20 protein-coding genes are annotated in these 22,914 nt (G+C 64.9%); 11 read left to right on the top strand and 9 right to left on the bottom strand.

From position 1 onward, the window contains the following. Positions 1-60 precede the first annotated feature (60 nt). Positions 61-1,152 (top strand): DNA methyltransferase, encoded by a 1,092-nt coding sequence (locus C477_RS11615; RefSeq protein WP_008894682.1) that lies wholly within the window; start codon positions 61-63, stop codon positions 1,150-1,152. Positions 1,153-1,401: 249 nt separating this feature from the next. Here C477_RS11615 and C477_RS11610 read toward each other — a convergent pair whose 3' ends face one another. Further along, complete coding sequence (locus C477_RS11610) at positions 1,402-2,064, bottom strand: potassium channel family protein (RefSeq protein WP_008894681.1); 663 nt, start codon at positions 2,062-2,064, stop codon at positions 1,402-1,404. 65 nt (positions 2,065-2,129) lie between these two features. Further along, positions 2,130-3,497 (bottom strand): glycerate kinase type-2 family protein, encoded by a 1,368-nt coding sequence (locus C477_RS11605; RefSeq protein WP_008894680.1) that lies wholly within the window; start codon positions 3,495-3,497, stop codon positions 2,130-2,132. A 276-nt stretch (positions 3,498-3,773) separates the two neighbouring features. Between C477_RS11605 and C477_RS11600 the strand changes: the two genes are divergently transcribed. Further along, positions 3,774-5,210 (top strand): NCS2 family permease, encoded by a 1,437-nt coding sequence (locus tag C477_RS11600; RefSeq protein ID WP_008894679.1) that lies wholly within the window; start codon positions 3,774-3,776, stop codon positions 5,208-5,210. A 94-nt stretch (positions 5,211-5,304) separates the two neighbouring features. Beyond that, on the top strand, positions 5,305-5,562 hold the full coding sequence (locus tag C477_RS11595) for a glutaredoxin family protein (protein WP_008894678.1): 258 nt from the start codon (positions 5,305-5,307) through the stop codon (positions 5,560-5,562). 165 nt (positions 5,563-5,727) lie between these two features. Here C477_RS11595 and C477_RS11590 read toward each other — a convergent pair whose 3' ends face one another. Together C477_RS11590 and C477_RS11585 are read right to left on the bottom strand one after the other, a co-directional pair. After that, entirely contained in the window at positions 5,728-5,931 is a 204-nt protein-coding gene (locus C477_RS11590) for a hypothetical protein (RefSeq protein ID WP_008894677.1), read from the bottom strand. A gap of 102 nt (positions 5,932-6,033) precedes the next feature. Then, complete coding sequence (locus tag C477_RS11585) at positions 6,034-7,005, bottom strand: transcriptional regulator (RefSeq protein ID WP_008894676.1); 972 nt, start codon at positions 7,003-7,005, stop codon at positions 6,034-6,036. A gap of 214 nt (positions 7,006-7,219) precedes the next feature. Here C477_RS11585 and C477_RS11580 point away from each other — a divergent pair, with 214 nt between their 5' ends. Next, positions 7,220-8,512: a tRNA(Ile)(2)-agmatinylcytidine synthase gene (locus C477_RS11580; protein ID WP_008894675.1), complete on the top strand. Its 1,293-nt coding sequence runs from the start codon at positions 7,220-7,222 to the stop codon at positions 8,510-8,512. 9 nt (positions 8,513-8,521) lie between these two features. Here C477_RS11580 and C477_RS25020 read toward each other — a convergent pair whose 3' ends face one another. After that, positions 8,522-8,704, bottom strand: coding sequence for a DUF7577 domain-containing protein (locus C477_RS25020; RefSeq protein ID WP_449404398.1), 183 nt, complete (start codon positions 8,702-8,704; stop codon positions 8,522-8,524). Positions 8,705-8,993: 289 nt separating this feature from the next. Between C477_RS25020 and C477_RS11575 the strand changes: the two genes are divergently transcribed. Both C477_RS11575 and C477_RS11570 read left to right on the top strand, forming a co-directional pair. Beyond that, on the top strand, positions 8,994-10,205 hold the full coding sequence (locus tag C477_RS11575; protein ID WP_008894674.1) for an outer membrane protein assembly factor BamB family protein: 1,212 nt from the start codon (positions 8,994-8,996) through the stop codon (positions 10,203-10,205). Further along, entirely contained in the window at positions 10,202-10,630 is a 429-nt protein-coding gene (locus C477_RS11570; RefSeq protein WP_008894673.1) for a hypothetical protein, read from the top strand. Before C477_RS11575 ends, C477_RS11570 begins: the two co-directional genes overlap by 4 nt. Before the next feature lie 38 nt (positions 10,631-10,668). Here C477_RS11570 and C477_RS11565 read toward each other — a convergent pair whose 3' ends face one another. Next, positions 10,669-11,652 carry an arsenic resistance protein gene (locus C477_RS11565; protein WP_008894672.1) on the bottom strand — a complete coding sequence of 328 codons (984 nt, stop codon included), beginning with the start codon at positions 11,650-11,652 and terminating at the stop codon, positions 10,669-10,671. A 195-nt stretch (positions 11,653-11,847) separates the two neighbouring features. Then, entirely contained in the window at positions 11,848-12,051 is a 204-nt protein-coding gene (locus tag C477_RS11560; RefSeq protein ID WP_008894671.1) for a VNG_1110C family protein, read from the bottom strand. Positions 12,052-12,289: 238 nt separating this feature from the next. On the opposite strand from C477_RS11560, the gene C477_RS11555 reads away from it, so the two are divergent. The 5 genes from C477_RS11555 (at position 12,290) to C477_RS11535 (ending at position 20,494) form a co-directional block, all read left to right on the top strand. Next, positions 12,290-13,399 (top strand): OBG GTPase family GTP-binding protein, encoded by a 1,110-nt coding sequence (locus C477_RS11555; protein WP_008894670.1) that lies wholly within the window; start codon positions 12,290-12,292, stop codon positions 13,397-13,399. A gap of 110 nt (positions 13,400-13,509) precedes the next feature. Next, the gene (locus tag C477_RS11550; RefSeq protein ID WP_008894669.1) at positions 13,510-14,706 is read left to right on the top strand and encodes an MFS transporter; all 1,197 of its coding nucleotides are present in this window, start codon (positions 13,510-13,512) and stop codon (positions 14,704-14,706) included. A 112-nt stretch (positions 14,707-14,818) separates the two neighbouring features. Beyond that, a complete protein-coding gene (locus C477_RS11545; protein WP_008894668.1) occupies positions 14,819-16,537 on the top strand; it encodes a Na+/H+ antiporter NhaC family protein in 1,719 nt (572 codons plus the stop codon). Positions 16,538-16,585: 48 nt separating this feature from the next. Continuing rightward, positions 16,586-17,380 carry a VOC family protein gene (locus tag C477_RS11540; protein WP_008894667.1) on the top strand — a complete coding sequence of 265 codons (795 nt, stop codon included), beginning with the start codon at positions 16,586-16,588 and terminating at the stop codon, positions 17,378-17,380. Between the two features lie 594 nt (positions 17,381-17,974). Beyond that, a complete protein-coding gene (locus tag C477_RS11535; protein ID WP_083870280.1) occupies positions 17,975-20,494 on the top strand; it encodes a COG1470 family protein in 2,520 nt (839 codons plus the stop codon). A 494-nt stretch (positions 20,495-20,988) separates the two neighbouring features. Here the strand turns inward: C477_RS11535 and C477_RS11530 are convergent, their stop codons facing one another. Further along, complete coding sequence (locus C477_RS11530; protein WP_049914497.1) at positions 20,989-22,410, bottom strand: outer membrane protein assembly factor BamB family protein; 1,422 nt, start codon at positions 22,408-22,410, stop codon at positions 20,989-20,991. Between the two features lie 132 nt (positions 22,411-22,542). Next, the gene (locus C477_RS11525) at positions 22,543-22,746 is read right to left on the bottom strand and encodes a hypothetical protein (protein WP_008894664.1); all 204 of its coding nucleotides are present in this window, start codon (positions 22,744-22,746) and stop codon (positions 22,543-22,545) included. Positions 22,747-22,914 lie beyond the last annotated feature (168 nt).

Here is a 22,914-nt window from a genome sequence, read left to right as displayed (position 1 = left end):
GTCGGTCCCTCGTCCCGAGAGAGACGCGCTTTTATCATCCAGCGGTTCCCACCGAGGAACATGGCAGAGGACGAGCGGGAGCAGCACCGCCAGAGCCGCCTGTTCACGGACGACGACGGCGAGTTCGACGCCGAACGGGCCCGCGAGGAGTCGCTGCCGGTCGAGGACGGCGAGGTGATCGACACCGACGAACTGGCCGACCACCAGCGCTACGTCGAGGGGCGAGGGATCTACGACGAGCGCAACCGGGTCAACGACCTCACCGGCAAGGAGTGGAAGTACGCGACGAAGTCCGTGATCGCCGAGGGCTACCCGCCGGCCCTCCAGCACGACCTGCGCAGCGAACACGGCGGCCAGAAACCGCCGCGGCTCTGCGCCGAGCTGATCGGCCGGTTCAGCAAGACCGGCGACACCGTCCTCGATCCGTTCGCCGGCGTCGGCGGCACGCTGTTCGGTGCGAGCCTCTGCGAACACGAGGGGACCGGGCTGCGCGAGGCCATCGGCTTCGAGCGGAACCGCCGGTGGGTCGAAATCTACGAGACCGCCCTCGAGCGCGAAAACGAGGAGCGCCGCGAGCGCGGCGAGCCGCCGCTTGCCGACCAGGACATGCGCCACGGCGACTGCGCGGATCTGATCGAGGGGGTCCCGGACGACTCGGTCGATCTCCTGTTGACCGACGTTCCCTACTGGCACATGGACGAACTCGAGCAGACGCGCAACGAACGCGCGACCCGGGAGAGCAAACTGGGGGCGTTCGACGCGGCCGCCGTGCCCGACGAGGGCGAGGGCGACGGCGAGGAGACACCGACCGACGAGGGGCCGACGACCGAAGCTGACGCGGAGACGGGAACCGGAACGAAGGCGGAGTGGCTCGACGACATGGCCGCGAAGTTCGAGCGCTTTACCGACGCGGTCGCGCCGGACGGCCACCTCGTCGTCTTCATCGGCGACATGTACCGCGAGCAGTCCTACGAGTTCCTTTCCGCCGACCTCGCGCGAGCGATCGAGTCGACCGCGCCGGTAACGCTCGCGGCGAACCTGATCTGGTACGATCCGACGAAGGACCTCCACGTCTACGGCTATCCGTTCTCGTTCGTGCCGTCGATGGTCCACCAGAACGTCCTCGTCTTCCGCCCCGAAACCGACAGCTAAATCGGGTCTGACTGTCGTCATTCGGCCGTCTGACGGGATTTTATGCCGTCAGCGTGTGTGGTCGAAACCGGCGCGCACTTGCCGGACGCTCCCCATCCCACTTCCACCCATCCGCGCGCCAGCCTTCCTTCCCACTCGCTCCCCCTTTGGTTTGGTGCGAGAGTTCGACCGTGTTCCCGGCGCTGGCCGACAGCGTTCGGTATCGCCGCTAACAGTGTCCAGCACCGCCGCTCCACTACGATGTGCGCCTCAGGCGCTGGCGGGCAAGAGCGTCTCCCGGACCTCTTCGGCGCGGTCGGTCTCGGTGATGACCGCGATCTCGTCGCCGGCGGCGAGTTCGGTTCCCGGTAGCGGGATCGTCAGCGACTCGCGTGCTCGTCCGTGGGCGTAGATCCGCGCGCCGCCGGGGAGTTCGAGTTCGCTCATTCGCTTGCCGACCGCCGGGGAGTCGTCGGCGATCTCGAGGACGGTCAGCTGCAGGTTCGACGCGATGTCGGCGACGACGTTGAAGTCGCCGCCGAGCATGGCCGTCTTGGCCCCGGCCGCGCCGAGGCGCTCGGGGTAGATGATCTCGTCGACGTCCGCGGCGTACTTCTCGTAGATACTCTGGCGGTAGTCCTCGTCGATCCGAAGGACGGTCCGGCAGCCGTGGTGGTCGCCGACCATGCAGGCCGCGAAGTTGACGTTCAGGTCCGGGGTGACGGCGCCGATGGCGGCGGCGTCCTCGATTCCCGCGTCGACGAGCGTCGCTTCGTCGGCGCCGTCGCCCCGGACCGTCTCGAACCCGTCGGACTCGGCCCGATCGATTCGGTCGGGGTCGTTGTCGACGACGACGACGTCGTGTCCCTCCTCGGTCATGATCCGAGCGGTTCGCGACCCGACCCGTCCGTACCCCACGATGACGAATCTCATGGTGCGTGGGTACACGCCCCGAGGTAAAATACGTTGGCTCGCGGAACTGCGAGCCGGAGCGACCGCTACTCGACGACGAACACTCGCAGATCGTTCAGGTTCGTCCCCGTCGGACCGGTGCGGATCAGCTCTCCGCGCTCGGCGAGGAACGGGTAGACGTCGTTGTCCGCGAGCATCTCGCGGGCTCGCTCGGCGTCGTCGACCGTCGTCTCGTCGACGACCGCCCCCGCGACGTCGGTCGCGCCGTCGATCCCGTCCGTGTCGACGGCGGCGACGGTGATCCCACCCCCGCCCTCGAGGTCGAGGGCGGCGCTCGTCGCGAACTCCTGGTTCGGCCCGCCCGTGCCGTCGCCCCGGACCGTCACCGTGGTCTCGCCGCCCGAGAGGATCACCGCCGGCGCCGAGACGGGGATCCCCGTCGCTTGCGCCTCTTCGGCGACGGCGACGTGGGTCGTGGCCGCGTCCCGGGCCTCCCCGCGGACCCGCGAGGAGAGTATCAGCGTCTCGTAGCCCCGCTCGGCGGCCGCGTCGCAGGCCGCCTCGAGGACCGTCAGGCCGTCGGCGACGACGTGGTTCGACACGGTCTCGAAGGCGGGATCGTCGGGCCCCGGCGTCTCGTCGATCTCGCCGGCCGCGCCGCGCTCGAGGCGGTCGGCGACGGCGTCGGGCACGTCGATCCCGTACCGGTCGACGACCGCGAGCGCGTCCCCGTAGGTCGACGCGTCAGGCGCCATCGGCCCGCTGGCGATCACGCTCAGGTCGTTGCCGACGACGTCGCTCAGGAGCAGCGAGACGACCGTCGCGGGGGCCGCCCGGCGGGCCAGCCGGCCGCCCTTCAGCGCCGAGCAGTGTTTTCGGACGGCGTTGATCTCGCGGATGTCGGCGCCGCTCTCGAGCAGCGCGTTCGTCGTTTCTTGAAGCGCCTCGAGCGTGACCGCGCCCGCGGGGGCAGGCATGACCGCGCTCCCGCCGCCGGTGATCGCCGCCAGCACGAGCGTGCCCTCGTCGGCGTCGTCGGCGGCCGCGAGCAGTTCCCGCGTGCTCTCCACGCCGCGCCGGCTCGGGACCGGGTGGTCGCCCTCCCGGACCGCCACGCGCTCGGTGTCGACGGGATCGTCCGTGACGACCACGCCGCCGTCGATCCGATCGCCGAGGACGTCCTGGAGGGCCGCGGCGACGTGTGCGGCGGCGTTCCCGCCGCCGAGGACGACGACCTCGTCGTACGCCGAGAGGTCGTAGGTCTCGTCCGCGATGCGGAGGGTCTCGTCGGCGCCGCCGCCTTCTCGAGACTCCGCTGGAGTCTCGCTCTCCTCGAGGGTGACCGTCTCGCGGATTACGCGCCGCGGACGGCCGGCCTCGATGCCGGTTTCGACGCACTCGAGAGCGAGGGCGCGCGCGTCGGTGGTCGCCACCCGCTCGCGGTCCTCGATCACGCGCTCTCACCCGTCGGTCGTTCGCCCGTTCGATCCGGTCTAACCCTCGGCCCGGTCGCCGCGTCGACGGTCGGGGGGACGGCTCGCTGGCCGCTCATGGAGGTGGGTTTTCCAGAATCCGATAAGAGGGTTCGGGTCCGTCACCCGGGGTAGCGGTCGACCGCTATTCCCGAGGGCCTGCCACCTGGAAAACGTATCCACGAATATGTATCAATACGCGGCGAGGGCGGACGAGAACCTTTAACTAATCCGTATGGCTATGCTCGAGCATCCAATATGGGGGCATTCGAGCAACTCGCAACGTTCTTCGGCTTCGACGAGCACGATACTGACCTCGAGACGGAACTGATCGCGGGAATCACGACGTTTCTGGCGATGTCGTACATCATCGTCGTCAACCCGGCGATCCTGAGTCAGGCGATCCAGATCGAGGGCTACGAGCAGCCCGAGGTTTTCCAGATGATCGCCGTCGCCACGATCCTCGCGTCGGTCGTCGCCATCCTCGTGATGGCCTTCTGGGCGAATCGACCGTTCGGTCTCGCACCCGGGATGGGGCTGAACGCCTTCTTCGCCTACACCGTCGTGCTTGGGTTGGGCGTCCCGTGGCAGGTCGCGCTCGCGGCGGTCTTCGTCGAAGGGATCGTCTTCATCGTGCTGACTGCGGTCGGGGCCCGCCGGTACATCATCGAACTCTTCCCCGAACCGGTCAAGTTCGCCGTGGGGGCCGGGATCGGCGTCTATCTCCTCTTTCTGGGACTCCAGGAGATGCAGATCGTCGTCGACGACCCCGAGACGCTGGTCGCGATGGGCAACGTCGCGACGAGCGCCGTCGCCGCCCTGTCGGTCGCCGGACTCGCGCTGATGCTCATCCTGCACGCTCGCGGTATTCGGGGCGCGATCGTCATCGGGATCGTCGCGACGGCGATCGCCGGCTGGGTGCTCACGCTCGCCGGTGTCGTCGACTCGGGAACGCTCGTCGATGGCAACACCTACGATCAGGTCACTGGCGGCGGGATCGTCGACTTGATCGCGAGCGTCCAGTACGACTTCACGCCGCTGGTCGCCGGCTTCGTCGACGGTCTCGGGATGATCACCGACGATCCGCTCGTCTTCGTCCTCGTCGTGTTCACGTTCTTCTTCGTCGACTTCTTCGACACCGCGGGGACGCTCATCGGCGTCTCCCAGATCGGCGGTTTCCTCGACGAGAACGGTGACCTCCCCGAGATCGAGAAACCGCTGATGGCCGACGCGGTCGGGACCACGGTCGGAGCGATCATCGGGACGTCGACGGTTACGACCTACATCGAGTCGTCGACCGGCGTCGAAGAGGGCGGCCGAACCGGTTTCACCGCACTCGTGGTCGGCGTGCTCTTCTTGCTGTCCCTGCTCGTCGTCCCGCTGATGAGCGCGATTCCCCAGTACGCGACCTACCTCGCGCTGGTCGTCGTCGGGATCATCATGCTGCAGGGTGTCACCGACATCGACTGGCAGGACCCGGCCTGGGCGATCTCCGCCGGGCTGACGATCACCGTTATGCCGCTGACCGCCTCGATCTCGAACGGGCTCGCCGCCGGGATCATGAGCTATCCGCTGGTCAAGGCCTCGATGGGCGAGGCGGACGACGTGTCGCTGGGCCAGTGGACGCTCGCTGCCACGTTCGTCCTCTACTTCGCGACGTACTTCGCGGTCGACGCCGGCATGCTCTCGTTCTGATCGGGATCGCAGCGCGGGCAGGGACTCCCGCCTCGCACCGGCAACCGCTCGGTCGACCGGTGACCTCATACGTCTTCCGCGGCAACACACGGGTATGGCTGCCATCACGATGTACGAACTGCCCGGCTGTCCGTACTGCGCGAAAGTCCGCTCGAAACTCGACGACCTCGACCTCGAGTACGACGTGATCGAGGTCCCCCGCTCGCACGACGAGCGGACCGAAGTCGAGAAGGTCAGCGGCCAGACGGGCGTGCCGGTCATCTCCGACGAGGCCGAGGGTGTCGAAGGAATGCACGAGAGCGACGACATCGTCGAGTATCTCGAGGAGACGTACGGCGAGGGCGCCGCGTAACGGTTGCCAGTTCCGCAGTTACCCGTTTTCCCGGTCGAGCGATCGATCAGCGGCGCTCGCGATCGGCGTTTTCGAGTTTTCACAGGTCGTCAGAACCGGTTCGGCGACGGCGCGCTCGAGAGCATCAGGAGCGCCAGGAACGCCCGGAGCGTCGACACTGCTCGGCTACGGATAGACGAACCAATCGAGAACCAGATCGACGACCGTGAGGGTCAGATAGCCGACGACGACGAAGCCGACGGCGGCGATCGCTGCGTCAATCGGCGAATCGAAGCGAGAGCGGTTGAACACCACGAGAAGCGCCGCAACGCCGACGGTCAGGACGGCGCGCTGTCTGCTGACCAGCGCGACCGAAGACTGCTCGAGCATCGTCGGTGCTTCGAGCTATCGGCTCAGTGATCGGTAGTTCTATCGGAATCGATCAGTGATCGAGAACTACTCCGAGAACCGCTCGAGGGCCGACCGATCGGTTCAGGCGGCCTCTTCGTGCTCGGCGCGCTCGCGGATGACCTTCCGCAGTTCGGCCGCGTCGTGAAGCTGCTCGAGCTCCTCGCGTTCGACCAGCGCGGTGCCGTCGACGGACTCCTGTTTGGCGCGGTCGACGACGTAGACCGAGTGGGTGTGGGTGACGTGGCCGATCGAGCTCATGATGCGGGCGCGCTTCTCCGCGGCCTTCGTGAACTCGGAGTGGCCGGTGAGCACGACGTCGTCGTCCTTCTCTTCCTCCTCGTGGCTGACGGCCTTGAACGGCGAGCGAAGCGTCGGGTGGACCTCGTAGCCGGCCCGCGTGAGGACGGCGACGACCTCCTCGTCGTCGGGGTCGGCTTCGGGATCGTCCGGCGTCGCCTCCGTCTCGTGGACGTCGTCGGCCCCTTCGAGGACCGAAACCGGGCTCGTCAGCGGCGCGTCGAACAGGTCCTCGAGTTCCATCGCGACCTCGACGGAGGCGTTCATGCCGTCCTCGTACTTCGAGACGGTCCGGCGGGAGACGCCGAGTTCGTTGGCCAGTTGGCCGAGGCTCCAATCCCTATCCTGCCGTTCGTCAGCGAGGAGATCGCCGTCGATGTTGACGTAGAGGCCGCCGGGGGCCGCGTAGATCAGCGGCGGCACCTCCTCGATGAACAGGTTGTACGCCGTGTCGGGACTGAGGACGGGGACGCCGTGTCGGAAGTAAGTCACGTCGGGTTTGAGGTCCTCGTCGCGACTCCGCAGGCCGATGACCAGCGGCGTCGCGTTCAGGTAGGTACCGAGCCGTCGCATTTCGTGGCCCGTCGCCTCGTTGAACGCGTCGATGTTGCCGAGGATCTTGACCAGAATGAGGTCCTCTCCTCGGCGCGCAGCGATATCGAAACTCTTCGGCCGGATCGCACACCGGTCGCTGACCACGAATCCCGCGTCCTCTAACATCGCGGTTACGTTGCCGACCAGTGCGGAGCGGGACATACGGGTACGTAAGCTATTCCTCGTATAAGACGTTTTCCCCGGGATATCCGGGTGCCGTGTCGCGGTTCGTCCCCGTACCGACAGTATACTTATATAGGGGTTTCCGTTCTCCGGGGGCGATCGGTCCGCCGTCCGACTCGATTCGTCGCTCGTCGCGGCGTCGGCGCTGCTCCGTCCCGAAAGGTGTTACCCGACGCCGGCCCAATCGCCGGCGATGACCGTCGTCGGACTCGACGATACCGACTCCCGCGACCGCGGGATGTGTACGACCTACGTCGCCGCGCGGGTCGCCGAGCGACTGCGCCGCGAGGGGTGTGCGGTCGAGCGATGCCTGCTCGTGCGGCTCAATCCCGCCGTCGAGTACAAGACGCGGGGGAACGCCGCGCTGGCGATTCACACCGACGCCGACCCCGACCAGGCGTTCGACGTCGCCCGCGAGCGCCTCGAGGCGCTGGCCGAAACCGCCGACGAGCGAACCCATCCGGGGCTGGTCGTCGCCGACGGCGCGCCCGCCGACGTGGCCGACGAGGTGAGCGCGTTCACCCGGCGGGCGATCCGGGACCACCTCGAGATTCGCGACGCCGTCGACCTCCTCGAGCGCCGCGGCTACCGCTCGTGGTCGGTCGGCGACGGCCGCGGTCGGATCGGCGCGCTGGCCGCCGTCGGCGCCTGGAACGCCCTCGAGGAGTGGACCTTCGAGCACATCTCTTATCGCGAGTCCGACCGCTGGGGGACGCCCCGCGAGGTCGACCGCGAGAGCGTCTTCGCCGCCGCCGATCGGGGCTACCCCGAGGTCTGGGACACGGTCGACCGCGACGAGGACGATACCGTCTGCGTCCCCCACACGCCCGGGCCGATCCTCTACGGGATCCGCGGCGACGACCCAAGCGCCGTCCGTGGCGTCGCCGACCGCATCGAGGGCGAACCCGTCGCCTCGAGCCAGCTGTTCGTAACCAATCAGGGGACGGACGTCCACCTGCGAGACGCGACCCTGGCGGCCGTCGAGGACGGCCGCGCCTACCGGATCGACGGCCGGGTCGCGAGCGAGCCCGAGACGCGCCGCGGCGGGCACGTCTTCGTCGCGCTCGAGAGCGCGACTGCCGCTCGCTCGGACGATCAGCGGCAGCGCCTCGAGTGCGCCGCCTTCGAGCCGACGAAACGGTTTCGCGACCGCGTCCGGGCGCTCCGGGTCGGCGACCGGCTCACCGTCTGCGGCGAGGTCTCGCGAGGGACGCTCAAACTCGAGAAGTTCGCGGTTCGGGACCTCGTGACGACCGAGCGCGTGACGCCGACCTGTCCCGACTGCGAGCGCCGGATGAAGAGCGCCGGCCGGAATCAGGGATATCGGTGCCGGGACTGCGGGACGAGCGCCGACGGGAAGGCGGAGCGCCCGCTCGAGCGCGACCTCGGAATCGGCTGGTACGAGGTGCCGCCGTGTGCGCGCCGCCACATCGCGAAGCCGCTGGTTCGCGGCGGGTTCGACGCGCCGACCCATCCCGAGCGGTAGCCCCGAGCGTCAGACGATGCCCCGTCGACTGGGAGCGGCGCTCGAGGTGGTTCCGACGGCGGAACCGGGGAGTTCCTCGACGCAGTTCCGACAGAACCTGTAGTCGAGGTCGTTTTCGGCGCCGCAGTCGGGACAGACGACCGTCTCCGCGTCCCGGTCGACGGTCGCCGCCCGTTCGGCGTCGGGACCGATCCGCGCCGAGCCGGACAGGTAGCGCCTGAGGCCCCGGCGAGCGACAGGTGGACGGCGAACAGCAGCACGGATCCCAGGACGACGGCGGTCGGTTCCTACCTATCAGGAGATAAGTCGAAATCCATTCGAATGCGACGTCGAGGAGGTGATTGCCGACGATCGGGGCACCGATATTCGCCGCTCGATCGATTCCGTTAGTTATCGGCCCCGATCGATTCGGACGGTTATTTCGCCGGTCGACACGGTCCGAAAGAAGAAATGATATACTAGCGATATCTATGTGTCGAGTATGGCTTCAGTACTAACCCGTCGGCGACTCCTCGGCGCGGCGGGCGGGTCCCTGCTCGGTGCCTTCCTCCTCGGTCCTCGCGTCGGCGGCTCGGATCACGTCGATCCGGACCTCGAGTCGGGGTGGCGCCAGCCCCGCACGGACGCGAGAAACGTCGCGCGGACGGCCGATCCCGGTCCCGGATCGGACGGACGGATCGGGTGGGACCACTCGCTCGATTCCCACCGTCGGTTCGAGCACGCCGGCCTCGCCCTCGTCGACGGGACGCTCCTCGTTCCGACCCACCGGTCGCTTCGGGCGATCGACGTCGAGAGCGGCGCGGAACGATGGCGGTACGCGTACCGGGATTTACCGGTCGGCCCGTTCGACCGTCCGCAACTCGAGACGGAGCCGCGGATCCGCGACGGCGTCGTCTACCTGGCGTTTCAGGCCGACATCTGCGCGCTCGAACTCGATTCGCAGCGACTTCGCTGGCGCTACAGTCTCGGCGGCAGCGTTGACGGGCTGCACCTGTTCGGGAACACGGCGTACGTGACGGGCAACCTCGACGGCGAGGACCGGCTGCTCGCCCTCGATGCGAACACCGGCCTCGAGCGCTGGCGAAAAACCGGACGCGTGATCCCGCTGGCCGCCCGCAGCGGGCTGCTCGTCGGCGCTCGCTACGAGAGCGGACGGCTGCTCGGACTCGAGCCCGAAACCGGAACCCGGCGCTGGCTGAGCGACGCCGCGATCGGCGCCTCGTCGCTGAACCGGGGCTTGGTCGCCGCGGTCGACGATCTCGTCGTCGGCATCGAATCGAACGGCGACTTGACCGCCCTCGAGGCGGACACCGGCGAGCGTCGCTGGACCGTCTTCGACGACGTCGGCGACCCGAACACGTACCGGCGCTCCGTCGCCGTCGATCCGTCCGAGCGAGCGATCTACCGGTCGCGTCCGGACGCGGGCACGATTTCCCGGATCGATTTCGCGGACGACGAGGAGTGGCGGACCGACGAATCGGCACTCGAGTTCGGCGTCAGCGTCGGTGGCGGGACCGTCTACGCGTCGACGACCGACGGCCTGCTCGCGCTCGAGGCCGACGCCGGCGACGAGCGGTTCCGCGTTTCGATCGACCCCGACGGAACCGACCCTCTCGGCGGTACGCCGTTGATCGCCGGCGACCGCGTCTACCACCTGCTCGGCGAGACGGTCTACGAGGTGACTCCGCGGTGAGCCGCGTAACCGCGGCCCTAAAGAAAGCCGGATGGACGCTTCTGTTCGCGTTTCTCGTCGCGCCGGCGGTCGCGCCGATCCGAGGCCTGCTCGAGTCGGCGGCCGAACTCGCGGGCGGACCCCGGTTGGACTGGCTCGCGATAGGGCTCCTGTTGCTCGTCGGGTTCGTCCTCGCGGAAACGTACGACGGGCCGATCGCGCTGTTGCTGCCGACCGCGTTGCTGGTGGCGATCCTGTACGCCGCCGTACAGTGGCTCGTCGGCCTCCGTGGAGCGAACGCGGTCTCGCTGCGGCTGCTGGCGGCCGCCGGACTCGGCTACCTCGCCGCGCTCACCGGCGCGATCGCGATCGTGTTCGAGACGGATCTCCGCCACCGTCTCGCGGCCCGCCTCGGGAGCGAGACCGTCGATCCGGACGCGAAGTGACTCGTCGAACGGGCGAGTTCTCGCTCGGCGCCCCGGGATCACCCCGGCGCCTGGTCAAGACGGTCCCAGCCGCGGGCCTCGATCCGACGCAACAGGTTCGCGACCACCGACAGTAGCGGCAACTCGAGCAGCGGGCCGATCACCAGCGCGAGCGCGATCAGCGGTTCGTTCGGGAAGGCGACGACGGCGATGGCCAGCGCCGTCGGCGAGTTTCGCGAGAGGACCGTACAGTTGAAGCAGGCGACTTCACGATAGGAGAAGTCGAGCAGCCGGCCGATCGCGAGCCCGAGCGAGAAGTTGACGGCGTAGAACGCGAGCAGCGGCGCCGCGAGCAGGACCAGCACGTCCGGCCGCTCGAGGACGAGCCGTCCCTGCGAGGCGAACATCGCGGCGACCGCGAGCGCGAGAAAGACGATCTGGACGGGTCCGAGTTTCGGCAGGAAGACGTCCGTCAGCCACCGGCGACCCCGCAGCGCCGTCAGGCCGTACCGCGCGACGGCGGCGAGGACCAGCGGGACGACCAGCACCAGCGCGATCCCCTCGAGGAGAATCCCCAGTCGGAGGTCGACGAGCGTGCCCGCGAACGCGTAGAGGTAGACCGGGAGCAAGACCAACTGAAGCACGAGATTGTACGGTAACAGCGACGTCGCCAGCGGGACGTCCCCGTTGGCCAGATCGGTGAAAATGAGGTACCAGTCGGTACAGGGGGTGACAAGCAACATGAGCAGCCCGACCCACAGCGCCGGGTGATCGGCGAGGAAGACGGCGCCGAGCGCCACCGCCAGCAGCGGGTTCCAGACGAAGTTCACCGCGAGACTCGAGCCGACGACACGGCGGTTCCCGAACGCTCGCCGCAGCCCCTCGAGGGGGATGCCGGCGAAGGAGGCGAACAACATCACCATCAGGAACGGGAAGATGAGTCGGTCGGCGAGGGCAGGGACGCCGGACACCTGCGCGGCCCCGAGGCCGACGGCGATCCCCGCCATCACGAACAGCGTCTGGAACCGTTCGAAGGCGTTCACGACCGCCGCTACGGCGGGTTCAACTGAGTGCGTGTCGGTCTCCCTCGAGTCCGCTCGTAGAGCGACCGCGGAACTGAGCGGGGCGAAAAGCGAGGCGTGAAGACGCGAACAGCGAAACGAAAACCGGGAAACAGGGGACGAGAGACGACAAGAGAGGCGAGAGACGAGGATCGGAGTTGCGACCGTGGCGCGGACTCAACGCATCGTAACGCCGCGACGCGCGAGATACTCGCTGGCGGCCTTGATCTCGACGGGGCTCCCGATAACGCGGCACTGACGATCTCCCTCCGGGACGACCGTTACGGTAAACTCATCGGAAAGCGGTGGCTCGACGGCGTCGAGGGTCTCCCGAGGGAGGACGATCTGCGTGCTGTCGCGAAGCCGCGCCGCGTTTGGCATTATCCGAATGGTCAGTCGGGTATCGTTTATACCCGTCGAAACTGCCGTCGGTTGTACGACGGATCGATCGACCGTCGTCGTTCGAATCCGCTCGAGGGCCCGTCATACGACGGTTTCCGTTCCGTTTGCCGATCGGCCCGGACACCGGTCGACCGGTTCGAACGCTCGACGGGAACGGCGACCGTGCGACGGTGCGCATGGAAAGTGTTTTTCGGCGCGGGCGGTTGGATACTGACAAATGGGGCTCGAGGAGGAGATCGAGGAGATCGAAGAAGAAATCGCCAACACGCCCTACAACAAGTCGACTGAGGCCCACATCGGCCGGCTGAAGTCCAAGCTCGCGGAGAAAAAGGAGAAGCTCCAGAACCAGAGCTCGGCCGGAGGCGGCACCGGCTACTCCGTCGAGAAACACGGCGACGCCACCGTCGCGCTGGTCGGCTTTCCGAGCGTCGGCAAGTCGTCGCTGCTGAACTCGATGACAAACGCCGACAGCGAGACGGGCTCCTACGAGTTCACGACGCTGGACGTTAACCCCGGAATGCTCCAGCACCGCGGAGCGAACATCCAGATGCTGGACGTCCCCGGATTGATCGAAGGCGCGGCGTCGGGGCGTGGCGATGGCCAGCAGGTGCTGGCGGTCGTGCGCAACGCCGATCTAATCGTCTTCGTCCTCTCGGTGTTCGAGATCGACCAGTACGACCGCCTGCAGGAGGAACTGTACGACATCAACATCCGCGTCGACCGGGAGCCGCCGCGGGTGACCGTGCGTCCGAAGATCAAAGACGGAATCAAGATCACCTCGAGTACGGACCAGGACCTAGACGAGGAGACCATCAAGCACGTCCTCCGGGAGCACGGCTACGTCAACGCCGACCTGAACCTCCAGGAGAACGTCACCATCGACCGGCTGGTCGACGGCCTGATGGAGAACCGCGAGTACATCCCCTCGATCACCTGCGTCAACAAGGTCGACCTGATCGAACCCGACTACAAGGAGACGGTCGACGAGCAACTGCGCGAGCGCGACTTAGACCCCGAGGAGGTCACGTTCATCAGCGCCGCGAAGGAGAAAGGGCTCGACGCACTCAAGGACCGCATCTGGGACAACCTGGGGCTGATCCGCGTCTACATGGACAAACCCGGCCGCGGCATCGACTGGGAGGAGCCGCTGGTCATCGAGAAGGGGGCGACCGTCGGCGAAGCCATCGAGAAACTCGGCGGCGAGATGGAAGAGCGGTTCCGCTTCGCCCGCGTGAGCGGCCCCAGCGCAACTCACGACGAACAGCAGGTCGGCACGGAACACGTCCTCGAGGACGAGGACGTGCTGAAACTGATTCTTCGCCGATAGGTCGTTCACAGGAACGCCGACGCGACGCACTGGTATCGAAAGCCGGCGTCCGGATAACAACACTGAATAGCGCGACCGAGGACCGACACTCTAGGTGACTATTACCGCCTGTGCCCTCTATTTCGAATCCGAAACGCGTTATTAGCGACCTCTCGAGCGACGGCCGCGGAAAGATACTCCTCTCCGTCGCCTTCGGCTGGTTTCTGTCGATCAGTGTCCGGATGATCTACCCGGCGTTGTTGCCCCATATCCGTGGCACGTACTCGCTTACGCTCACGACGTCCGGCCTGCTCCTGTCGGTGCTCTGGATCGCCTACGCGTTCGGGCAGCTGCCGGGCGGCATCCTCGCCGACTGGATCGGGGAGCGTCTGCTGTTGATCGCGGGATCCCTCCTCGCGGCGGCGATGCTCGCGCTCGTCATCGTCGTCGACTCGACGATCTTCCTGTTCCTCGCGACGGCCCTGTTCGGCGCCGGAACGGCGCTGTACGGCGTCTCGCGATTCACGATCCTGAACAAGATCTACCCCGACCAACTCGGCACGGCGACGGGCGCGACGATGGCCGCCGGCGACATCGGGAACGCGGTGATGCCGCCGACCGCCGGGTTTATCGCAACCGCGCTTGCCTGGCAGTACAGCTTCGGCGCCGCCGTTCCGCTCTTTCTGATCGCGGCTCTCAGCCTCTGGCTGACGCTTCCGAAACAGCCGTCGACGGCGGCGCCGCTGAGCGAGTACCTCGACCTCGAGGACGTCGTTCCGACGCTGTCACAGCCGGTCGTCCTCCGAGGGACCGCGCTGCTCGTGCTGTGGGCCGTCATCATTCAGGCGTTCATGGGGTTCTACCCGACGTATCTGATGGACGTAAAGGGACTCCCGGCGCAGGTCGCGAACGTCCTGTTCGGCTTCTTCTTCGCGCTCGGCATCCTGATGAAGCCGGTCGCCGGACGGGCCTACGATAGTATCGGCGTCCGGGCGCCCCTCCTCCTGATCATGGGATCGGCCGGTCTGGCGCTTCTCGCGCTCCCCTTCGTCGGGGAGGTGTGGCTCTTCGGTCTGCTGACCGTGCTCGCGAGTAGCCTCCTGGGATTCGAAACGATCGTGATCTCCGATCTCACCCGGCGGCTGCCGGACGGCACGCAGGGGACGAACCTGGGCGCGCTTCGGACGGTCTACCTCGCGCTCGGTGCGCTGAGTCCGGTCCTCTTCGGCGCGGTCGCAGATCGAGGGTACTTCGACGAAGCGTTCGTCGGTATCGCCACTCTCGCCGGTGTCGTCGTCTGTATCGTGTTCGCCTCGGTCGATTACTAGCACGGCGCGTGGAGCGGCGTCCTACCAGTCAACGAGAGTTCAAAACTGCGTACTATTATCGGATAATACCACAATCAGTGGCATTATCACGCAGTCGACCTACCGATAACGTATGTCCGACTTCGGAGCGCTATCGCTCATTCCGCCGCTGCTCGCGATCGGGCTCGCGATCGCGACGCGGCGACCGATGCTCTCGCTGTTCTTGGGCATCTGGTCGGGAGCGGTGATCCACACCGGCGGTCTCGGCATCGCACAGACGTTCGACTGGATCGTCGCCGCGATCATCGTCGACGACGGCTTCCACGTCCAGATTCTCGTGTTCACGCTCCTGCTGGGATCGGGCGTCGCGCTCATCTGGCGGCTCGGCGGCGCGATCGCCGTGCGCAACTGGGCGACTGAAAACCTCCGGTCCCAGCGGGCCGTCGGGCTGACCACGTGGGGTCTCGGAATCCTCATGTTCTTCGACGACTACGCCAACACCGCTATCGTCGGGAGTACGATGCGCGAAATCTCCGACGAGCTGCGGGTCTCCCGCGAGAAGCTCGCGTACATCGTCGACTCGACGGCTGCGCCCGTGGCGACGCTGGGCATCTCGAGTTGGGTCGCGTTCCAGCTGTCCCTGATTAGCACCGCGTACGAGGACATGGGCGTCGCGAGTGAAGCGCCGAACGCGTTCTGGACCTTCGTGCGGTCGATCCCGTACAACACCTACGCCCTGCTGGCGATCGCCATGGTCGGCATCGTCGTCTACACCGGCCGGGACTACGGCGAGATGCTCGACGCAGAGCACCGGTCGCGCACGACCGGTGCGGTCAACCGCGAGGGCGCACAGCCGCTCCAGAAGGTCGAGGAGGATCTAGGCGAACCGATCGACGAGCGACCGATGTTGCGGACGTTCTTCGCGCCGGTCGCCGTCCTGATCGGAGTGACGCTCGGGAGGGCGTTCTGGACGGGATATCAGACCTGGCAGTCGAGTCAGGCCGAAACGGGTGCGCCGACATCGATAGGGGCGGCGATCGAGGGCGACGGGGCCGTCGACGTGCTGTTCTCGACCCTGCAGGTGCTGATTGACATCGTCGGCGAGGCCGCCTTCGCGCCGGCGCTGATCTGGGGCTCGTTCGCGATGGTCGTCGCCGCGATCGCGATCGGGATCGGCTACGGACTCTTCGACATCGGCAACGGCGTCGACACCGTCATCGACGGCTTCGGCATCATGCTGACGGCGGTGACGATCCTCGTGCTCGCGTGGACGATCAGCAGCGTCGCGGAGACGCTGGGAACGGGCGAGTTCGTCGCCAACGTAGCAGAGCCGTACATCACGGCGGAGTTGCTCCCGGTCCTCGTGCTGTTCGTTGCGGCGTTCGTCGCGTTCACGATGGGGTCGTCGTGGGCGACGATGGGACTCGTCACGCCGATCGCCATCCGGATCGCCTATGAGTTCGGGAACGGGTTCGAACTCGTCCCGGTCGCCGTCGGCGCCGTCTTCTCCGGCGCGATCTTCGGCGACCACGCCTCGCCGATCTCCGACACGACGGTGCTCTCGGCGACGTTCAGCGGTGCCGACCTGATCGATCACGTGCGCACGCAACTCCCCTATGCCGCCACCGTCATGTTCGTCGTCGTGATCTGCTACCTGCTCAACGGCTACCTCGGCGTCTCGCCGCTGTTCTTCCTCCCGCTGGGCGTGCTCCTGCTCGTCGCCCTCGTCCGCGGTCTCTCGGAATTCGACGCCAACAGGAAAGACCTCGAACCGGTCGCGACCGATCCGGTGTTCGATACCGTGGAGTCCGACCGCCAGAGCGACGCGGATTCGACCGACCGGAACGAGTAGACCGCCGGCTTCGCCACGTTTTTTGGGGTCGCAGGCGTCGTCTCGCGTATGGACGGAACGCTCGACCACACGATGATCCGCGTCTCGGATCTCGAGGAGTCGCTCGACTGGTACCAGACCCACCTCGAGTACGAGGAGAAGGATCGCTTCGAGGGTGACGGCTTCACCATCGTCTACCTCGGGCCAGAAGACATGCACGAGGACGGCGCCATGCTCGAGATTACCCACAACGAAGGCGAGGAGCCAGAGGTGGGCGACGCCTGGGGCCACATCGCAGTGCGAGTCCCGGACGGCGAACTCGAGGACTACTACCAGCAGCTGCTGGACGAGGGCGTCGACGACTACCGCGACCCCGAGTCCTGCGGCGGCGACTACGCCTTCGTGAAGGATCCCGACGGCCACGAGATCGAGATCGTTCAGCGCGACCCCGACGAGGGCGTGCTCTGGTCCATCGACCACACCATGATCCGCGTCGAGGACGCCGACGAGGCGCTTGGCTTCTGGACCCGCAAGTTCGAGTACGACGAGGTCGGCCGCTGGGAGGCCGACTCCTTCGCGAACTACTTCGTCGAGCCCCGCGACGCCCCTGACGAGGCGATGTCCGTCGAACTCACCTACAACTACGACGGCCGCAGCTACGACATGGGCGACGCCTGGGGCCACCTCTGCGTCCGCGTCGACGACCTCCAGGAGGACTGGGAGGCCCTGCTCGAGCGCGAGGCGCCCGACTACCGGGACCCCGAGAGCAACGACAACATGTACGCCTTCACTAAGGATCAGGACGGCCACGAGATCGAACTGATCGAGCGCGACCTCGAGGCCGACTCGCTGTTCCCCTTCTGAGGTGGTCGCGGTCCGCTACGGTCTCGCATCCGCTGGCCGATTGACTGTTGAGTTCGGATTCGCTTTTTCTTCGGTGCTGGGTCCGACTGTCTCCTGATTATTCTGGCCTGCTTGAATTTCGGTCTCGAAAATAGGTCATTCGCACACGCTACGCGTGCAACCAGAGTATGGAACGGTACCTCGTACCACCAATCAGCTGCTACGGGGAGTAATACTATCTTACAGAGAAGTTCGCCAAATTTGATTTGAACTATACCGTGTATCGTTCCCTCTCCCCGTCAAAGGCACCGCGGGCGAGTGGAAATCGCCCTGATAGCAGCACGTTCCGGGACGGCTTTTATATGTAATATTCTGTTAGAGCTGTAATTCAGAGATCGATTGGTATCGCGAGCCGATCGTCGAAAGTCGACGTAGTCTTGCGATTTATCTCGGATTACTCAATATAATAGACCAATGACCCATACAGAAAACTTATTACGGGGTACTTTATAGATGGAGATACCCCTACCCGGCGCGGGCAGTACGAGCATCGTGCTGTCCGTATCCGTCCGCATCGCACGCTAACCAACCCGACAAAACAACAAGACAACATAAATGACAGACAACGCAACCATTCGCGAAAAGGGACGCGCAGTAGTCCTGGCCGCGCTTCTGGTGTTCTCCGTTGTTGCCATGTCCGCTGCATTTGCAGGCGGCGCGGCAGCAGCGACAGAAAGCAGTTACGGTGACGAAACGGCTGTGAATGACGGTAACACACAATTAAACAACAGTGACCGACTCTTCCAGGGTCAGGTCGGCTATGTCCTCAACGACAGCGATGGTGTTAGCACTAATCTATCGAACGCTAGCACTGTCGAACTCCACGATGCGCAGGGCAACTGGGTCCGCGACCTTGATGTCAAAAAGGCTACCAGCGACAAGGCTGACAACGTTGACTTCCTCTCACAAGGCGACCTGTACATCGAGGTTTCGACCGAGATTCTTGATGGTAGTTCGTACAATGTGACTGACGAAAGCGAAGTCGATGTTCAGTTCGACGTCAGCACGCACACGCTGACCACGGAGTTCTCCTCGGATACCGTTACCAACAAGGGTAACGTTGACCTGACGGTTGACTCCGAGCGCTCCGGTATTACGACTGAAGTGAGTGCTGAGGGCCTCAACCACGAGGATCTCTGGAACATCTTCGGCAACAGCAGCGCTGAACTCACCAGCGATAACGTTAACGCCTCCGATAGTGTCGTTTACGTTGATGCAGACGAAAATTCGATCGTCCTCAACGGTCGCGAGGACTTCGAAGCTGACTTCACCGGCATCGCGGCTGGTGAATACCAGTTCACGTCGTCCGTGACTGACACGACGGCTGAAGACACGGCCACGATCCAGGTCACCGAAGCTGGTGACACGGATTACTCCATCACCAACGTCGAGCAGGTCGAGTCTGGTGACATCGCTGAGATCACCGTCGCTCTCGAAGAAACCCAGGACGCCTCGATCGTGCTTGGGTCTGCGGACACCGACTACGCGACTGCCGTGAACGTGAGCGGTGTCGAGGGTGACGAGGTCACGCTGACCTTCAACACCCACGAAGCAGGGAACAGTCCGTGGGGCGTTGCTGGTGATAACAGCGACGTGTCCATTGAACAGAACGTCGAGAATAGTGAACTTGGAACCGACCCGCTCCCTGAGTACAACTGGCGTCTGGCCATTGGTGACGAACTCACCAGTGACTTTAACTCCAGTGACCTGAGCACCTACCAGCTCAACCAGGAATACGACCGCGACGCGCTGGTCGTTCAGGCCCACAGCGGCTTCGGTGACGTGACGACCTACACGGCACCCGCCGACCAGAACATCGAGAACCTCGAGGACTTCAACGAGTACGCGACCGCGACGGACACGATCGCGGAGAACGACTCGCTGCTCCTGACCCTCGAAGACTTCGGTGCAGAGGGTGCAATCGACGACATCACGAATGACTACCAGGATGATTTCATCCTCGAGATCACTCAGACTAAGTCGGGCGTCATCTCCGACGATACGACTGAGTTCAACAGCTCCAACGGCTCCCTCGATCTCGAACTGGTCACTACCAGCTCCGAGAACTACGAGGGCGATCTGGTCTTCAAGGTTACCGGTGACAACCTCGAGACCTACAACGACCTTGACTACGAGAACGCAGAGTTCGACACCACGTTCACGGTGAACGACAGCAACGAGTACGTCGCAGAAGACGAGGACGTCGAGTACGACGTCGCTCTCGACTTCAACAAGCGTACTCTCGAGTGGGACGACATCGACTCGCTGCCGGCTGAGGACGGAGCCCAGGCCAGCGGGACGACGAACGTCGCCCCCGGTACGGAAATCAACACCGAGGTTGACTCCGACGAAGGTGGCTTCGTCGACCTGAGTGACGCTGTCGTCGCCGCTGACGGCACCTTCACGACGGAATTCGACCTCGCTGGCGAAACACCCGGTGTCCACTTCAAGATGACCGCTACTGACACCGTCAACGAGGACAACACGGCCGTCGCAGAGGACGTGACCCTCGAAGCCGCTTCTGATGACGAACCCGAGACGGACGTCGATGTCTCGGCTGAGTACGACTCCCCGATCACGACCGAAGAGTCGACCGACATCAGCGCGGTCGTCACCAACAACGGTGACTCCGCACAGACCGTCGACGTTGAACTCACGTTCAACGGCGAGGTCTACACCGAGGAAGGCGTCGAAGTCGGCGCTAACTCGAGCGAGACCGTCACCCTCACCACCGTCAACGGTGAGGACCTCGACGCCGGTGACTACGATCTCACCATCTCTGTCTCCAACGAGAACGTTGACGCGTCCGCCGACGGTACGCTGACCGTCGAGGACGCATCCGAGAACGGTGAGGAGAACGGTACTGAGAACGGCGCCGAGAACGGTGAGGAGAACGGCAACGAGAACGGTACCGAGAACGGCAACGAGAACGGCGCCGAGAACGGTGAGGAGAACGGCAACGAGAACGGTGGCGAAGACGATGGCGAAGACGACGGTACGCCCGGCTTCGGCATCGCTGTCGCCCTCGTCGCGATGCTCGCTGCCGCCATGCTCGCGCTCCGCCGCCAAAACTAATTACCGCTAACTAACCACCGGACTTCGTCCGGCCCTTGACGCACATTCCATTTTCTTTCGCACGCTACATCCGATAGCGACAGCAGTCGCCGAGTCAACGGCCTGTTTTGTCTCACTGTTAGACGAGCGCTCATCGGAGATGTGGTACCGAAGATCCGAGTGACGCTATCGAGAATGCGCCGAACTGACGACGCGCTACACGATAGATCGTAGCGCTGCTATATGCATCTCGGGGGGAATTGGCTGAATCCTACACACACTGCGACAGTCGCCACTGAGATCGAACTCGAGTGGCTCATTATCGAACCGAGCATCGATAGAGACTGACCGAACAGCGGCCACCGTCGGCTACTTGCTGGGAACCGAGACAAGAGTTCTTGAACGCCGAGATCGTGCTATCAGAGCTCTCTGTGAGGAGAACCGGTTCAGAGAACTTTCGTTGCTCGAAGCGTGAAGGAACTAGAGGCGATTGAGACGCGTAACTCCAGCAGCCGTCACTCGTCGCCGACCAGACAGTACCCGTGTCCCGGTTCCTCGAGGATCGTTTCCTTCTCACCGTCGTAGTAGTTCGAGAAGACGGCCCGTTCGGCGTAGTAGATTCGTCCATCGATCGGGACCGGCGCACTGGTGACTCGACCGCGGTTCGCAACCCGCCAACATCGATTGCCGGTCTCCTTGTCGAGGGCGTACAGGTGCGAATCGTAGGAGCCGGCCAGCACCGTTCCGGCAGTGACCGTCAGCGCGCCGATGACGCGGCCGCCGACGTCCGCCGACCACAGCTCTTCCCCCGATTTAGCGTCGATCGCGTAGACGTAGCCGTCGTCATTGCCCATGTAGACGACATCTTCCTCGATGTCGACTGCGGGGTTCGACATGATAGAGCGGTCCGTATCGAACGACCACACTTCCGAGCCGTCCTCGAGGTCGAGACAGTAGAAGGTCTCGTCCCAGCTACCGACGTAGCCGTAGCCGTCGTGGGCTGCCACCGTACCCTTGATCTGAGCGCCCTTGCGGAAGGCGCCGCCTTCCTGTTCCTCGCCGTCGGCGTTGGTCTGGAACGACCACGCGAACTCGAGAGAGGGAAATTTCCAACAGTAGACGACGCCGTCGTTCGATCCGGCGAGAATCCGTCCCGTCTCGAGATCGATCGTCGGCGAGGGGTGGGGCTGGCCCCAGATGCGGTCGTCACTCCAGGTCGGCTCCCCGGTCTCGGGATCGATTTCCCAGAGTGCGCCGGAAGATGGGGCGCCGTATTCGGCGATGATGTAGAGCCGACCATCGTAGTAGGCGGGACTCGAGCCGATCGCGAGCGTTCCCTCGAGGTCCCGGGAACGAGTCCGCCAGACGAGGTCGCCGGTTTTGACGTCCAGCGCGTAGAGGTCACCGTCGTAGCCGCCGATGTAGGCGGTATCGTCGATCACTGCCGCCGAGCCGTGGAACCCTTTCTCCGTCGCGCCGGTCCGGGTCGACCACTGCAGTTCTCCCGTCGGTGCGTAGGCGTATACCCAACCGGTGTCGCCGGCGAAGATAATCGTCTCACCATCTGGTGTTGGGACGGGGCTTGACTTGGCAGCCGTGTGGCCGACGTAATTGAGCGGGAACGTCCAGTTGACGCTCACCGAACTCGGGACGACTTCGTCAGGGTAGTAACCGAGCCGACGCAGTCCACGACGGAACAGCGAGACGTCCGACTTAGGATGCGTTGCGTACTCGGAAACGGAAGCCGCGGGTTTAGCGGTCCCGCAACCGGTGTCGTCTTCGCTCGGGTCGACGATCGTACCGAGAGTGTCCACTGTCTCGGAACAACCGGCCAGCCCGGTGACCGCGGCCGCGCTACCGAGACGAAGAAGTTGTCGCCGGGACGGAACGTGTGTTCGCGCCCGCCCGTGATCCGCAGACCGATTTGTCGAGTTCATTGATATTCTGTCGCAGCCAAGAACTGCTGTTGACAAAAGTATCTCGATCGAACCAACTCCAGCCGATCGAGAGTATGAGGCCGGCGAAGACTCACATGAGGATTCGGTCTACCGAGGTGATCCGCAGTTCGGCTACTGTTGGTGTCTCTCTCGGGCCGCCTGCAGACATTCGTCGCTGCAGTAGTGGTACTCGAACACGTCCGCGCCGTCGCGAACTCGCCACGTCAGTCGTCGGTCGCAAGGCCCGATTTCGCATTCACAGATGCGACACGCCGTCGTCTCGCGGAGTCGGTCGTGACTCGAGGGCAGTTCGGGTCCGTCGTAGCGGTGTTCCATACGGCGACTGGACAGTCGACCGACTAAGACGGTCGGCTGAATTACTGGACATCTTATATATGCCGTCATTTCGAATTGTCGAATTTGGCGGACGAGGACGGTGGACCTCGAGACGACGGTCCGATGGGACACCCCTCGTTTTCAGTGAATCGGTTGCTTTCGGAACGT

Origin of the sequence: Haloterrigena salina JCM 13891, from assembly GCF_000337495.1 — an archaeon.
Classification (GTDB): domain Archaea; phylum Halobacteriota; class Halobacteria; order Halobacteriales; family Natrialbaceae; genus Haloterrigena; species Haloterrigena salina.
This window is presented reverse-complemented; position numbering and strand designations above follow the sequence as displayed.